Source organism: Corynebacterium sp. HMSC074C01, assembly GCF_001814605.1.
Taxonomy (GTDB): Bacteria; Actinomycetota; Actinomycetes; order Mycobacteriales; family Mycobacteriaceae; genus Corynebacterium.
On sequence record NZ_KV817275.1, the window covers coordinates 44,281 to 58,125 of the forward strand.

A 13,845-nucleotide genomic window follows, 5' to 3' on the forward strand; every position below is an offset into this window, starting at 1 on the left:
GAGCATGTCTGCCTATTCCGCCACTCCTGCCGATTGGCTCCAGGGTGCTCGCCCGCACACCTGGGCCAATGCTTTTGCTCCTGTTATCGCTGGTACCGGTGCCGCCGCCGCGGCCCACGGTCTGCACTGGGGACGCGCATTGCTGGCACTCATCGTGGCCTGGGCTCTTATCATCGGCGTGAACTACGCCAACGACTACTCCGATGGCATCCGCGGCACCGATGATGACCGCACCGGCCCCCAGCGGCTTACCGGCGGCGGGCTGGCCAAACCGCAACACGTCAAGTTCGCCGCCTTCGCCTCCTTCGGCGTGGCGGCTATCGCGGGCATCTCACTCTCCCTAGCTGCCAACGCCGCCTCGTTCATCCTCGTCGGCGCCGTGTGTATCGCCGGTGCCTGGTTCTACACCGGTGGCAAGAACCCCTACGGCTACCGCGGGTTCGGGGAAATCGCCGTTTTCGTGTTCTTCGGACTCGTCGCGGTCCTAGGTACCGAGTACACACAGGCCGGCCGCATCACGTGGACAGGCCTTGCCTTAGCCGTGGGTATCGGCGGTATGAGTGCGGCGGTAAACCTGGCCAATAACATCCGGGACATCCCCTCCGATAAGGCCACCGGCAAGATCACTTTGGCGGTGCGCCTGGGTGATAAAAAGTCCCGCACGCTATTCATGACACTCTTGCTGCTGCCGGTACTACTCACCATCGGCCTAGCCTTCGATTCCTGGGCCGCGCTCGCTTCGCTGCTCTACTTCCCCCTCGCGCTGGGTGCTATCCGCACCGTCAACCGCGGCGCACGCGGCCCGAAACTCATCCCAGTACTTGGCATGGCCGGCCGCGCGATGCTGGTGTGGGCGGTTATCAACGCTGTAGCGCTGGCTCTGGTTTAACCACCGATTTAGCGGCCAGCCAGCTCCTCTTGGACCCACTTCTTGTGGGCCTTGCGCTGCGCGGAGTACTCCGCCAGCGTCTGAGTGGCTTCCATGCGCCACGTGGAGAAGATCAGCATGGACAGCGGCAGCGCCACAAACAACGCCAACAGGGCGGAGACCAGCAGCGGAAAGGTCCCGAGAACCGCCATGGCCAGCAGCTGAATCACCGCGGTGAGCACAATGAACAGCACCACGCGGGCAGCCCCGTACTTCCACAAAGCGACGCGGGAGCGGCGCTTGAGCGCCGGGTCCGGCTGGGGCGGTTCGGAGTTCTGGGAGGCGTTGGTGGTGTTTTCTGTCTGACTCATAATTCTCACTTTTGCTTTGCGGGCATTCCGTAGAATACAACGCATGGGTCGATTGATACTACTACTCTTGTTTGTCCTCGCGGCGGTCCTCGTATGGAAGGCCTTTGGTCCGTCGAGTTGGAATAAGAAGGTGCAGCAGACACAGCAGCCGCAGCGCCCCGCAATCAAGGGCCCAGACGATGACGAAGAGTTCCTGTGGAACCTAGAGAAGCAGCGCTTCAAAGAGCGCCGCGCCAGGGAGCGGGAGGCAGAGCGCCAAGAAGAAGAGCGCCGCCGTCGCTCACAGGGTTCACAAGGTTCCCAGAAACCCAAGGCCCCCGAGGACAAAGACGGTAAAGGCGAAGAAGCCGACGAAGCCTAAGCCTTCGGCTCGAAGGTCATCTCAAGGCCGAGGGCCTCAGCCACCGCAATCACCTTTTCCCAGCGCACGCCAGAGCCGCCGTGCTCAATAGTGTGCAGCGTGGAGCGCGAAATCCCGGCCTTCTCAGCCAGCGCCTGCTGCAAGATACCGAGTTCTCGGCGGCGCTGCGCAAAGCCCTCACCGAGAGCGATGAGCTGCGGGTTATCGCCCGCCGGCTTGCCCTGCTTGTGCCGCGGCTTAGGGGTCTCCGCCATTTAGTTCAGCCCCGCATAGGAGTGCAGGCCAGAGACAACCATGTTGATGAAGAACAGGTTGAAGATCATGAGCAGCATCGCCGCGATGTTGATATACGGCGCGGCCTTGCGGAAGGCCGGCGTCGCGCGGGCGTGCAGGTAGGCGGCGTAGAGGATCCAGGTGGCAAAGGATACGGTCTCCTTCGGGTCCCAGCCCCAGTAGCGTCCCCATGCGGACTCGGCCCAAATAGCGCCCAACACAATACCCAGGCCCAGGGTCGGCAGCGCCACCACGCCCAAGCGATAAGCCAAGCGGTCCAGCTTCTTAGCCGAAGGAAGCGGGCGGGCAAGCGCACCGAAGAAACCAGACTCATTGCCCTTCGGCTGGAATTCACGCAGCACGCTGAGCAGAGAAGCAATACCGGAAACCACGCCGATGGACGCACCCAACGAGACCACAGTGACGTGAATGGGCAGCCAGTGAGACTGGAGTGCCGGAACCACCGGAGCGGATTCCGCATAGAGCTTGGTGGAGCCGTAGAACATCAGCGCCAGGATCGGCGTGAGCAGCCACGGCCACAGGGTGCGCCACTCCTTGCGCTGCATGGCGATGGTCGCCACCACCATGGCACCGGCGGTCACCATGAGCACGTACTCGTAGAGGTTGCCAAACGGGAAGCGGCCGGTAGCCAAACCACGCAGCACGATGGCCGCCAAGTGCAAGGCGATGCCCAGCCACAGCAGCATCTGCGTCATGCCACCGAGCTTGTCGGCGTTCTCCCGCTTCTTCGCCAGATCCGCATCTAGGTCAGCATCGGGGCCAGCGCTGGTTGCCGGGGGGACGTCGCCAAGCACGGCGCCATCTGCCGAAGCCCCCACGGTGGCGAGCTCGCGCTGCTGCGCCGCGGCAGTCGTGCGGGCGCGCATGGCCTCGATGATGCTGTGCATCCGGCCGTAGTAGACCAGGGACAGCACCAAGGCGAGAGCATAAATGACGAACGCGGTTTGCACCGCGATGTCTGAAAAGTTGGACAGATTTTGATCAACCTGCATGAGTGGGAAACCTTGCCTTCACAATCGTGCCTACACCGTGCTTCGCGCACGAGGCTGCATGAGCGGAGAGATTTATGGTGCTCATAAGGCTACCCCTCAACCGTTGCAGTATCCAACTTTTGAAGGATGTATTCCGCGCCTTTAGTCGGCGGAGTAGAGTTCGTCTTCCTCCACCTCATCAGGATCCGGCAACTCCAAGAGCTCGCGGTGCAGCTTGTGGAACTCCTCGGACCAGCCGGCGCGGTCGGTACGGGCAAGCCCACCCATCTCGATGTCGGTGCCGCCGTTGGCGCCCGGCCGGATGCGTACCCACACGCGGCGGCGCTTAATCACCAGCGAGCCAACAAGCGAGACCAGCATGACCAGCGAGGACACCAAGACCCAACTCTGGAAGGGGTCATAGGAAACCTGGTAGTTCGCAAACTCGGAGGCACCGTCGAAGGTGATCTTCGTGCCGTCGTCCAGCGTGACCGATTCGCCCTGGTTCAGGTTCACGCGGTCGATCTTCTGCAACTGCCCCGTGTGGACCAGGTTGGAATCGAGGGAGAAGAAGGACTGCGGGGTACCCGTGTCCAGACCGGCATCACCACGGTAGATATCGATGGCCACGGCTGGGGCCAGCATCGCCGGATAGGAGGATTGCAAGAGCTTGCCGTTCTCACCGGACCACTCGGCGGTCGGGGCGAACAGGCCCTGGATAGCGATCTGGTTCTGGCGGCGCTCAAACAGGTCCGGGTACATGCCCGCCGGCGGGTCGAAGCGCATAACACCCGAAGAGAGGAAGAACGTGGTGTCGTTGGGCTGGAACTGGATGGTCTGCGTGCGCTTTTCGCCGTTGGGCCACTCCACCGTCATGGTCGGCGCAAAGCCGTGTCCCTGCAGGTAGACCCGGTTGTTGTCAATGCGCAGCGGGTGGTTGACCTGCAGCTGGTAGTCCTCCCAGGTCTCCGGATCCGAAAAGATATCGTCGCCTGCGGCATAGGACACGTTCGAGGTGAACATCTCCGCCTGGCCATTGGGCAGGTAGTCCGCGGTGAAGTCGTGAGCCAGGAAGCAGAAGGGGTGCAGGCCGGTGCCGTCGAAAAGCGGGCCCGCGCGGAAAGAGTCATAGACGGAGGTTGAGGTATTGCAGAACTCCGTGGACTGCGGCTGCTCCTGGGTCTGGCCCTGGGAGTTCTTCTCCGTCACCACGATGACCTGGCCCTCGTAGTGCACCAAGCGCCCGGCTGCCATAGTGAGCAGGATGGCCACGAGCGCGATGTGGAAGATGAGGTTGCACAGCTCGCGGGCATAGCCGCGCTCGGCGGAGAAAGACTGCGCGCCCGCGCGGTCCTTCTCCGGGGAAACCTCATTGACGCGCCACTTCTTCAGCATGGCCTTCGTGGCAGCCGCGATCTCCTCCGGGGATTTCTCCGAATGCCCCGTGGCGTTCAGCGGCATCTTCTCAAGGAACTTCGGCGCGCGCGTCGGCGGTGTGCGGTAGGCCTTGTAGTGATCCCACGATCGCGGGATGATGCAGCCCACCAAAGAAATCATGAGCAGCACATAGATGGCCTGGAACCAGACGGAGGAGAAGACGTCGAAAAGCTGCAGCTTATCGTAGATCTCCGCGACTTTACCGTTGGTCTCAATGAAGTCATTGACATTGGACTCATTGAGCGAGCGCTGCGGCAGGAGCGAGCCCGGAATGGCAGCAATGGCTAGCAGGAAGAGCAGCGCCAGCGCGGTGCGCATGCTGGTCAGCCAATGCCAGGCCTTGCGGATATATCTCACGAAAATTCTCCTTTAAATCAGCGTCGCGCCATAGGACACGGTCCACTGGCGGATGGCGTTGATGAAATCTCCCCAGAGCCCGGTCAGCAGCGCCAGACCGACGAGGATCATGGCGATGCCGCCAACAATCTGGATGGCGCGGGAGTGTTTGCGCATCCAGGTCACGGTGCGCATCGCTTTGGCGGAGCCCAGTGCCACGAGCAGGAAGGGCAGGCCGAGGCCCAGGCAGTAGCCGATGATCAGGATCGTGCCGCGCAGCGCGGTGGTCCCTTCGGTGCCGACAGAAACGGACAGGATGGCGGCCAGCGTGGGGCCCAGGCACGGGGTCCAGCCCAGGGCGAAAACCCCGCCGAGCAGGGGCGCACCCAGCCACGTGGTCCAGCGCTTCGGCGCCATGCGCGTGTCCTTCTGCAACACCGGCACCACGCCCATGAACACCACGCCCATGAGGATGGTGATGATGCCACCGGCGCGCATGAGGGTGTCCGCGTTGAGGGTCAGCGCCGAAATGGCACCGAAAACCGACACCGTAGCGAGGACAAACACGATGGTAAAGCCCAGCACGAAGAGTGCTGCGGCACCGACCACGGCCCAACGCCGGCGCTTGCCGACGCCCACCCCCAGCTCCTCGTCATAACTCACCTCTCCGCCCACCACGGAGGCGAGGTAGGAGATATAACCCGGAACCAGTGGAACCACACATGGCGAGGCGAAGGAGACCAACCCGGCCACAGCGGCGGCGAGCACTCCGATAAGGAGCGGGCCGGACACTGCGGCATCAGCAAAGCTTTGTCCCACGCCGTCAGCGGCTAGGATCACTGTTCTTTCTCCAGCTCGTCCACGACGTCGAGGACGTCCTGCTCCGTGATCTCCGTGAGGAAGACCGCGGCCGGGCGGTGCTGCTTGTCCAACACGATGGTGGTGGGCACCACGGAGGTGGGCACGCCGCCGAGCGCTGCGGCCGTCTTAAACGGCGGGTCGTAGATGGAGGGGTACTCCAGGCCGTTATCGGCCATAAAGTCCCGGGAGATCTCCGGGTTGAAGTCCTTGACGTTGATGCCTAGCACGGTGCCGACCTTGCGCTTTTGCAGCTCCGAGTGGATGGCCTGGAGGTCATCTGATTCGGAGCGGCACGGCGCGCACCATTGACCCCAGGAGTTGAGGACGACGATCTGGTCCTGAAAATCCGAGAGCTTGATCGTCGTGGACTCATCCCGCAGGTCCTCGCCGGAGAAATCCTTGAGCGGCTTGCGGTCTTCCTCCCTATAACGGATGGTGGTCTGCCCGCCAGGTGAAATGAACTCGAAGGTGCCACCGGAAGCAACGGCGTTCTGTGCATTCTCCTCGCTCTGTGTACAGCCAGCCAATGCCAACACAGCGACAGCGCTGGCCACCGCAGCGAGAATAGTTCTGCGTCCCATTAGATGTCCTGTGCAGGTTCGGAGTAGAAGATATCGATGATCTCGCGGTCGCGGTAGACCAACGAGGTCACCGAGGCCAGCGCACACGTGCGGTCCCACGGCGCGTGGGCCAGGCGCTTGCCCAGCACAGTGCGCTGCACCATGACAATGGGCAGCTGGTGGGAAACCACGATGGCCTCATGGCCTTCTGCCTTGGCACGAGCGCGCTCGGCGGCATCCATCATGCGCGCGGCGATCTCCTCGAAAGGCTCGCCCCACGAGGGCTCAAGCGGGTTGACCATGAGCGGCCAGCGCTGCGGGTTCCACAGCTGCGAGTTCCAGCCCTTGGTGCGCAGGCCCTCGAAGCGGTTGCCGGACTCGATGACGCCCTTGTCGACGTCCACCTCCAAGCCCGTCACCTGTGCAATCGGCATCGCGGTCTCCTGCGCGCGCTGCAGCGGCGAGGCCGCCAGGTAGGTCACGTCATGGCCTTCGAAGGCTTTCGCCGTGCGCGCAGCCATCGAGTGCCCACGTGAGGACAAGTGATAGCCCGGGATGCGCCCGTAAAGGATCTTATCCGGGTTATAAACCTCGCCGTGGCGGACGAAGTGGACGATGGTGGTGGACATATACCTGTGTCTATCCCCTCAAATGGTTGGTTTACTGCGGGCGCTGCGCGCTGGCGGCGGCCTGGGCGGCAGGCTTGAGAGCTGCCTCGATTACCTCAAAATCATTGTCCGTGAGCGCATCAGACACAAACCAGGTCTCGAAGGCTGACGGCGGGACGTAGACGCCGCCCTCCAGCAGTGCGTGGAAGAAGGGGGCGAAGCGCCAGGTATCGGCGGTCTGCATATCGGCGAAGTTGCGGCCCTGCCCCTCAGCAAAGCGGATGGAGAACATCGTCTCCGCGCGCTGGATGTGGTGTTCCACGCCGGCGGCGCTCAGTGCCTCGGTGATAAGGCCGGTCAGGCGATCCGCATTGGAGTGCAGGCGCGGGTACAGCTCTTCGTTGGCCAGTTCCAGCGAAGCCAGACCGGAGGCCATCGCCACCGGGTTACCGGACAGCGTGCCCGCCTGGTAGACGGGGCCAGCCGGGGCCAGCGATGCCATGACGTCGGCGCGGCCACCGAAGGCAGCTGCGGGCAGGCCACCGGAGACCACCTTGCCGAAGGTCACCAGGTCACCCGCTACCCCATCGACGCCGAACCAGCCCTTGTAGGAGGTGCGGAAACCGGTCATGACCTCGTCGAGGATGAGCAGGGCGCCGTCGGCATGCGCGATCTCCTTGAGTGCCGCGTTGAAGCCCTCCTCTGGGGCCACGGTGCCCATGTTGCCCGCCGCGGCTTCGGCGATGATGCAGGCGATCTCTCCCGGGTGCGCGGCAAAGGCCTCGCGGACGGCGTCGAGATCGTTATAAGGAACAACGATGGTATCCGCGGCCGAGGCGCCGGTCACGCCCGGGGAATCCGGGAGCGCGAAGGTGGCCACGCCGGAGCCAGCCGACGCCAACAGCGCGTCCACGTGGCCGTGGTAGCAGCCCTCAAACTTCAGGACCTTGGCGCGGCCGGTGAAACCACGGGCCAGCCGCACGGCGGACATGGTGGCCTCGGTACCGGAGTTGACCAGGCGCACCTGCTCCACGGCGGTGCGCTTGACGATGTGCTCCGCCAGCAGCGTCTCGCCCTCGGTGGGGGCGCCGAAGGAGAGGCCGTCGGCAGCCGCCTTCTGCACTGCCTCCACGATGGCCGGGTGGGCATTGCCGTGGATCATCGGGCCATAGGAGCTGACCAGGTCAACGTACTCATTGCCGTCGATATCCCAGAGGCGGGAGCCCTCACCGCGCGCGATAACGCGGGCTTGGCCGCCCACGGAACCGAAGGCGCGAACCGGGGAATTCACGCCACCCGGGGTGACCTTGGTGGCGCGCTCGAACCACTCGGCGGACTGGGACGTATTCTGCTGGTTTAGCTGGCTGGAGTTAGGCATAGCCCACATTGTATCGGTTTTAGCCCTATACAAAAGTTGGACTCCCCTCGTGTCCTGCAGCCGCCTCTCCACCGCCTCGCGAGCACCCTCAGTGCGCTCGCGCTGCGCCCCCGCCACGGGAACGCTATGCTGGCAGCACACTGTTGATTCTGCCTTTCCTTCATTAAGCGCTGGGGTGCGCTGTGGAGAGGCACTACTTAAGGGGGATTCCCATGGCATCGCGCCGTATTCTTGTCATTCTTGCTTGCCTTCCGCTTTCCGCCTGCGCTGCCACGCAGGCGGAGCCCGCTCCGCAAACCGACCCCAGTCCCACCACCTCGACCCAGCTGCCTTCCTGGGAGCCTGATGCGGTGCCCCAGCCGGTCAACCGCCTTGGCGGCACCACCTCTATTGCTCCCGCCCCAGCCGAACCGGAACCTGAAGCCGAAGCACCAGCTCCCGCACCCGCAGTAGCCGAAACACCCACGCCGCGCGTCGAAGTAGAAACCGTCACCGTCCGCGCGCCAGCGCCCGCGCCCGCTCCTGCGCCACGCCCAGCCCCGCCGCAGCGACCCAAACCCAAGCTGGAACTGCCCCAGCCTCCGCAGATCCCCCTCCCACCGGAAGTCCAGGACGGCCTCAACCACATACCTACGCTTCCCCCGCTGCCGCGCGCGGAGGATATCCGCATCGATGTGCCCCTCTAAAAGGCGGATGCCACGTACGTTTCGATCAAATAGTGGCAGGAAACCGCCCGTTTTGGAGCCCTTATTTGATCGAAACGTCACCAGTCCTCATGGCCTCACACCAACTAAGGGTAGACCCTGATCTACCTCCTATATTCCCCCACTGCGCATGACAGGAAGCATGCCCGAGAGTTAATCTGAACCCGATTTTCAATGACGGCGTTAACCTGACAGTAAGGGATTCATGAATAAGAAAGCTCTCGGCATCACTGCTGGCGCTATCGCTGCGGTTCTCCTCGCAGGCGGTGGTGGAATGTACGCACTAACCAGTGGGTCTTCCGATATTCAGCTCACCGCAACCGATGTCACGAAAACTGCCAAAGAAGACCTCATCAGCTCCGTCTCCGCCACCGGCACGGTTTCTGCCGAGCGCGAGCTCTCGCTGACAACCTCGCTGACCGGCCCCATCCAGTCCTTGGACGCGAAGGTGGGTGACCGCGTCGAGGCCCAACAGCTGCTCGGCCGCATGGACACCACCGAGACCGAGCGCGAGCTCGAAGCCCAGCGCACCTCCCAGGAGGCAGGCAAGCTCGAGGCAGTCCACCAGATCGAGGACGCTCAGCTCCAGCTGCGCCAGCTTCAGGATTCCCTCGACCAAGGCCTCAACCCGGAGGTCAATAGCGCCCAGTCCGCAGTGAACTCGGCGCAGACCGAGTACGCCGAGGCGCAGCGCAAGCTCGATGATGCCCTCGCCGCCAAGGGCGACCGCCCCGAAATTGCAGAGGCCCGTGCGGCCGTCGAACAAGCGCGCTCCGGGGTGCGCGATGCCGAGTCCAAGTCTTTCCAGTCCGCACTGGCCTCCATCGGCACCGCCACCGAGGACCCCTCCGGAATCAACACCGCCAGCGCTTTCTTGAGCTACCTCGACTCCGACGAGGCCGTGCAGGACTCTGAACGTCAGCTCAAGCAGTCCGAGGAATCCTATGGCCGCGTCCTCCGCGGCATCGACCGCGAGCTGGGCGAACAGCAGCGCGCCACCGCCGCCTCCTACCAAGCGGTTGCCGATGCCGAACGCGCACTCCAAGCCAGCAACCTGGCCATCGAACAGCAGATTTCCTCCCAGTCCCAAGCGGTGAACCATGCGGTGGAATCGGCGGCGTCGGCAAGCGCGAACAACGCCAAGGAAAATGGGCCTCTGGAGTACAGGCTCTCCCAGGCCGACCTGCGCTCCCCGTTGGCGGGCGTTGTCACCGCCGTCAATGGCGAGGCCGGCATGCCCGCCGAAGGCCCCATCCTCACCGTGGCGGATGATTCATCCCTGTTGGTGAAGTCCACGGTCAAGGAGGGCGATATCGCCCGCATCAAGGTCGGCGATGAAGTTTCGTTCACCTCGCCGTCGAGCCCCGGCAAGGAATACAAAGGCAAGGTCACGTTCATCTCCCCCACCGCTGAGCAGCCCGACGTCGAAGCCGGCGCAGGGGGAGGCTCCGGCAAACCATCTGGTTCCACCAAGCCCGAATTCCCCGTGCACATCCGCGTCGACGGCAACCGCGAGGGCCTGCGCCTCGGTTCCACCACGAAGGTGAAGATCATCACGGAGAAGGACAAGAACGCCATCACCGTGCCGCTCTCCGCCATCTATGAAGAAGGTGGCAAGAAGAACGTCCTGGTCATCGACAACGGCACGATCCAGGCACGCGAGGTCAAGATCGCAAGTGAATCTGATTTCTCCGCAGCCATCGCCTCCGGCCTCAAGGAAGGCGAGACCGTCATCAGCCAGGCGGATACGCACAAGGACATGGTCGGCATGTCCGCCTCCGTCGATGGCTCCGATGATGCGGAAGAGAACGCATGAGCCGCCTCATTGAGATGCGGGGAATCGTCAAACGCTTCAACGAGGGCCTCGACAGCGAGCTGACCGTCATCCCAGGCCTCGACTTCAGTGTGGAGGAGGGCGAGTTCGTGGCCGTCGTGGGCCAGTCCGGCTCCGGCAAATCCACGCTCATGAACATCATCGGCTTGCTCGACCGCCCCACCGCCGGCGAGTACCAGCTGGCTGGCGTGGATGCGCTGGCGCTTGGCGACGACAAACTAGCCTCCTTCCGCGGCCAAAAAATCGGTTTCATCTTCCAGAATTTCAACTTGATCGGCCGTATGTCCGCGCTGAAGAACGTGGAGATGCCCATGGTCTATGCGGGCGTTTCGGCTCACGAGCGCACCCAGCGCGCGGAAGAGCTTTTGGAGATGGTCGGCATGGGTGACCGCATGAACCACCTGCCCAATGAGCTCTCCGGTGGTCAGAAGCAGCGCGTGGCGGTGGCCCGCGCCTTGGCCAACCAGCCGGAGATTCTGCTGGCGGACGAGCCCACCGGCGCGCTGGATTCGCAGACCGGCCGCATGGTCATGGACCTCTTCCACGAACTGCACCGCACGCATGGAAAGACCATTTTGTTCATTACCCACAACCCGGAATTGGCTGATGAATGCAGCCGCACCGTCACGATGAAGGACGGGGTGTTGTCATGAATTTCGCTGAATCCACCAAGATGGCGCTGACCAGCCTGCGCACCAACAAGATGCGCTCGGCGCTAACACTCTTGGGCGTCATCATTGGCATCGCCGCGGTCATCGCCATCGTCACGCTCGGCCACTCCTTGCAGTCTTCCGTGCAAAAGGACTTGGACAAGGTCGGCGCCAATAACTTCACCGTCCAGGTCAAGGAGCGCCCTGAGGAGGGCGAAGAGGAAGAAGCCGATGATCCCTTCATGGGCGGCGGCTTCGTCGAAGACGAATCCTCCATGCTCACCCCTGACATGCTGGACCGCGCCAAGGAGGTCTTGGGAGATCAGATCGCCGGCATCAATATCGGCGAGTACAGCTCTTATTCCGGCGCCCTCGTAGTCGAGGGCACGTCTGGGGAGGAGACCGCCAACCTCCTGGTCCGCCCGACCAACCCGGACTATGTCTCAGGCTCGTCCTATTCCATCGTGGCCGGGCGCTTCCTCAGCGAAGACGATATCGACTCCAGCCGGGCAGTGGCCATGCTGGATAAGGAAACAGCCACCAAGCTTTTCGGCGCCCCTGAAGACGCCATTGGCCAATACGTGAGCTTTGAAAGCCAGGAGGCCTCCCCCATTGAGCTCGCTGTCATCGGTGTCTTTGAAGAGCCCCAAACTGGGCCTCTGGTGGGCGGTGGCCCCAGCCAAACCGCCTTCGTTCCTTACCCGCTGGAGGCCGAGCTTTCCGATTCCCCAGGTGCTGGCACCGCGTTCAGCGAGGTCACCGTTCGCGGCAACCCGGATTTGGATAAGGCCGCGGTAGCCAGCAACCTGCAGCGCGTCTTCGATAGCTACTACGAGGACAACCCTGACTACATGGTGAAGGTATCTGACTTCAGCGATGACCTCGCGTCCCTGAACCAGATCTTCACCACGATGAGCCTGGTTCTCGCGGCCATCGGCGGTATCTCGCTGCTCGTCGGCGGTATCGGCGTGATGAACATTATGCTCATCACCGTCACGGAGCGCACCCGCGAGATTGGTATCCGCAAGGCGCTTGGCGCACGCCGCCGCGATATCCGCATCCAGTTCATCACGGAGGCCATCGTGGTCTGCCTCATCGGTGGTGTCATCGGCATCGCCATCGGCACCGCCGCCGGCATGGCGGGCGCGGCCGCCATCGGCTCACTCGTGGCGCCGCCGCTGTGGGCGGTCATCCTCTCGCTGCTCTTCTCGCTGGCTATTGGCCTTTTCTTCGGCTACTACCCTGCGGGCAAGGCCGCGAAGCTGGACCCGATTGAGGCGCTGCGCTACGAATAGGTCCCGCGTCGTCGTGTGAAACGACGACGCCCCCTAGTGCACCACCTTCAGCCCCACAATCCCACCAATGATCATGGCGAGGAATAGCACCTTCCACACCGTGGCCGCCTCGTGCCCGGCGGCGAAGGAGTAAATGACGGTGACCACCGCGCCCACGCCGGCCCACACCGCATAGGCCGTGCCCACGGGGATGGACTTCATGGCCCAGCCCAACCCACCCATGGAAATGGCGCAGGCAACGAAAAAGATCACCGAGGGCCACAGGCGGCTAAAGCCCTCCGACTTATCCAGCGCCGCTGCCCACACAGCCTCAAAGGCACCGGAGAAAATCAACACGAACCACGACATGGCCAGCCCTTTCTGGCCGTCTTGTCGCGTCACCGGGTACGGCTCCCTCGTCCGGGGCTCGCATAAATCGCGGCGAGCCTGCCCACAATAATGGCACACTGGTCGGCATGAAGATTGCATTCCTGGGTACTGGCCGCATGGGCACCGAGCTCGCCCGACACCTCCTCGAGAACCATGAGCTCACCGTTTGGAACCGCACCGCCGAGCGCGCGCAGCCGCTGGTTGAGTGCGGCGCTACCCTCGCCGATTCCCCCACCGCCGCCGTGGAGGGCGCAGAGGTCATCATCACCTCACTCTTTGGCCCCGATGACATCCGTGAGCGAGTCATCGAGACCAACCTCATCCCGGAGGGCGTGACCTGGATCGATACCACGACCGTCTCCCCCGACGCCGCCCGCGAATTCGCCGCCGCGGTTGACTCTTATGTCCACGCGCCCGTCGTCGGCTCGCTGGGCCCAGCGCGCGAGGGCAAGCTCGGTGTTTACGTAGGCACGCCTGACGACGACCGCCGTGAGCTCGCCATGACCATCGCCGAGTCCTGGGCCGATGAGAACAAGCTCATCGGCGTGGAATCCGCCGCCACCGCGGCGATTGGAAAGCTCCTTGCCAACCTAGCCCTCGCCGTTACCGCCGAGGGCGTACTGGAAGCACTGCATCTCGGCGAGTCTGAGGGCCTCGATTCCGAAGTCATCCTCGAGATGCTCGACATCACTGGCCTGGCCTTTATGAAGAATATGAAGGGGCCGTTCATCACCGGCGAGCGCAACACCACTCCGGGTGACTTCACCGTGGATGCCCTGTGCAAGGACGCCAAGCTCATGGAGATGACCGCCAACAAGCCACTTCCTGCAGTGGCCGCCGCCATCGAGCGCTTTGAGGAGCAGCAGGCCATGGGCCACGGCGACCAGGACTTCTCCTCCATCTTCGTCTTCCGCAACAAGGGCTAGGGCCAAGAGTTAGACGCCCCGC

General features: G+C 63.2%; 16 protein-coding genes and 1 riboswitch. Of the genes, 7 read left to right on the top strand and 9 right to left on the bottom strand.

Going from position 1 to position 13,845, the window contains the following annotated elements:
• Positions 1 to 4: 4 nt before the first annotated feature.
• Positions 5 to 889 carry a 1,4-dihydroxy-2-naphthoate polyprenyltransferase gene (locus HMPREF2978_RS05315; RefSeq protein ID WP_046647783.1) on the top strand — a complete coding sequence of 295 codons (885 nt, stop codon included), beginning with the start codon at positions 5 to 7 and terminating at the stop codon, positions 887 to 889.
• 8 nt (positions 890 to 897) lie between these two features.
• Here the strand turns inward: HMPREF2978_RS05315 and HMPREF2978_RS05320 are convergent, their stop codons facing one another.
• Positions 898 to 1,239 carry a DUF4229 domain-containing protein gene (locus tag HMPREF2978_RS05320; protein WP_046647785.1) on the bottom strand — a complete coding sequence of 114 codons (342 nt, stop codon included), beginning with the start codon at positions 1,237 to 1,239 and terminating at the stop codon, positions 898 to 900.
• Positions 1,240 to 1,282: 43 nt separating this feature from the next.
• Between HMPREF2978_RS05320 and HMPREF2978_RS05325 the strand changes: the two genes are divergently transcribed.
• Positions 1,283 to 1,600, top strand: coding sequence for a hypothetical protein (locus HMPREF2978_RS05325; RefSeq protein WP_070526055.1), 318 nt, complete (start codon positions 1,283 to 1,285; stop codon positions 1,598 to 1,600).
• Here the strand turns inward: HMPREF2978_RS05325 and HMPREF2978_RS05330 are convergent.
• The 7 genes from HMPREF2978_RS05330 to hemL all read right to left on the bottom strand — a co-directional run bounded on the left by HMPREF2978_RS05330 (position 1,597) and on the right by hemL (position 8,054).
• Positions 1,597 to 1,854: a helix-turn-helix domain-containing protein gene (locus tag HMPREF2978_RS05330; RefSeq protein ID WP_070447960.1), complete on the bottom strand. Its 258-nt coding sequence runs from the start codon at positions 1,852 to 1,854 to the stop codon at positions 1,597 to 1,599. The genes HMPREF2978_RS05325 and HMPREF2978_RS05330 overlap by 4 nt on opposite strands.
• On the bottom strand, positions 1,855 to 2,886 hold the full coding sequence (gene ccsB / locus HMPREF2978_RS05335) for a c-type cytochrome biogenesis protein CcsB (RefSeq protein WP_070526057.1): 1,032 nt from the start codon (positions 2,884 to 2,886) through the stop codon (positions 1,855 to 1,857).
• Between the two features lie 141 nt (positions 2,887 to 3,027).
• Positions 3,028 to 4,659, bottom strand: coding sequence for a cytochrome c biogenesis protein ResB (locus HMPREF2978_RS05340; protein WP_070526059.1), 1,632 nt, complete (start codon positions 4,657 to 4,659; stop codon positions 3,028 to 3,030).
• A gap of 12 nt (positions 4,660 to 4,671) precedes the next feature.
• Positions 4,672 to 5,478 (bottom strand): cytochrome c biogenesis CcdA family protein, encoded by an 807-nt coding sequence (locus tag HMPREF2978_RS05345; RefSeq protein ID WP_070526061.1) that lies wholly within the window; start codon positions 5,476 to 5,478, stop codon positions 4,672 to 4,674.
• Positions 5,475 to 6,080, bottom strand: a complete 606-nt coding sequence (locus HMPREF2978_RS05350; protein ID WP_070526063.1) for a TlpA disulfide reductase family protein — start codon at positions 6,078 to 6,080, stop codon at positions 5,475 to 5,477. Before HMPREF2978_RS05350 ends, HMPREF2978_RS05345 begins: the two co-directional genes overlap by 4 nt.
• Positions 6,080 to 6,688, bottom strand: a complete 609-nt coding sequence (locus tag HMPREF2978_RS05355; RefSeq protein WP_070526066.1) for a histidine phosphatase family protein — start codon at positions 6,686 to 6,688, stop codon at positions 6,080 to 6,082. The genes HMPREF2978_RS05350 and HMPREF2978_RS05355 overlap by 1 nt, the downstream gene beginning before the upstream one ends.
• A gap of 31 nt (positions 6,689 to 6,719) precedes the next feature.
• Positions 6,720 to 8,054 (bottom strand): glutamate-1-semialdehyde 2,1-aminomutase, encoded by a 1,335-nt coding sequence (hemL, locus tag HMPREF2978_RS05360; protein WP_070526068.1) that lies wholly within the window; start codon positions 8,052 to 8,054, stop codon positions 6,720 to 6,722.
• A 203-nt stretch (positions 8,055 to 8,257) separates the two neighbouring features.
• On the opposite strand from hemL, the gene HMPREF2978_RS05365 reads away from it, so the two are divergent.
• From HMPREF2978_RS05365 to HMPREF2978_RS05380, 4 genes are all read left to right on the top strand, one after another.
• Entirely contained in the window at positions 8,258 to 8,731 is a 474-nt protein-coding gene (locus HMPREF2978_RS05365; RefSeq protein WP_070526070.1) for a hypothetical protein, read from the top strand.
• A 223-nt stretch (positions 8,732 to 8,954) separates the two neighbouring features.
• Positions 8,955 to 10,565, top strand: a complete 1,611-nt coding sequence (locus HMPREF2978_RS05370; RefSeq protein ID WP_070526072.1) for a permuted SH3 domain-containing protein — start codon at positions 8,955 to 8,957, stop codon at positions 10,563 to 10,565.
• Complete coding sequence (locus tag HMPREF2978_RS05375) at positions 10,562 to 11,236, top strand: ABC transporter ATP-binding protein (RefSeq protein ID WP_070526074.1); 675 nt, start codon at positions 10,562 to 10,564, stop codon at positions 11,234 to 11,236. The genes HMPREF2978_RS05370 and HMPREF2978_RS05375 overlap by 4 nt, the downstream gene beginning before the upstream one ends.
• Entirely contained in the window at positions 11,233 to 12,528 is a 1,296-nt protein-coding gene (locus HMPREF2978_RS05380) for an ABC transporter permease (protein ID WP_070526076.1), read from the top strand. Before HMPREF2978_RS05375 ends, HMPREF2978_RS05380 begins: the two co-directional genes overlap by 4 nt.
• A 33-nt stretch (positions 12,529 to 12,561) precedes the next feature.
• On the opposite strand, the gene HMPREF2978_RS05385 is transcribed toward HMPREF2978_RS05380, so the two are convergent.
• Positions 12,562 to 12,876 carry a DMT family transporter gene (locus HMPREF2978_RS05385; RefSeq protein ID WP_070447941.1) on the bottom strand — a complete coding sequence of 105 codons (315 nt, stop codon included), beginning with the start codon at positions 12,874 to 12,876 and terminating at the stop codon, positions 12,562 to 12,564.
• Between the two features lie 11 nt (positions 12,877 to 12,887).
• Positions 12,888 to 12,958: riboswitch (guanidine-III (ykkC-III) riboswitch) on the bottom strand.
• 25 nt (positions 12,959 to 12,983) lie between these two features.
• Between HMPREF2978_RS05385 and HMPREF2978_RS05390 the strand changes: the two genes are divergently transcribed.
• A complete protein-coding gene (locus HMPREF2978_RS05390) occupies positions 12,984 to 13,823 on the top strand; it encodes an NAD(P)-dependent oxidoreductase (protein ID WP_070526078.1) in 840 nt (279 codons plus the stop codon).
• Positions 13,824 to 13,845 lie beyond the last annotated feature (22 nt).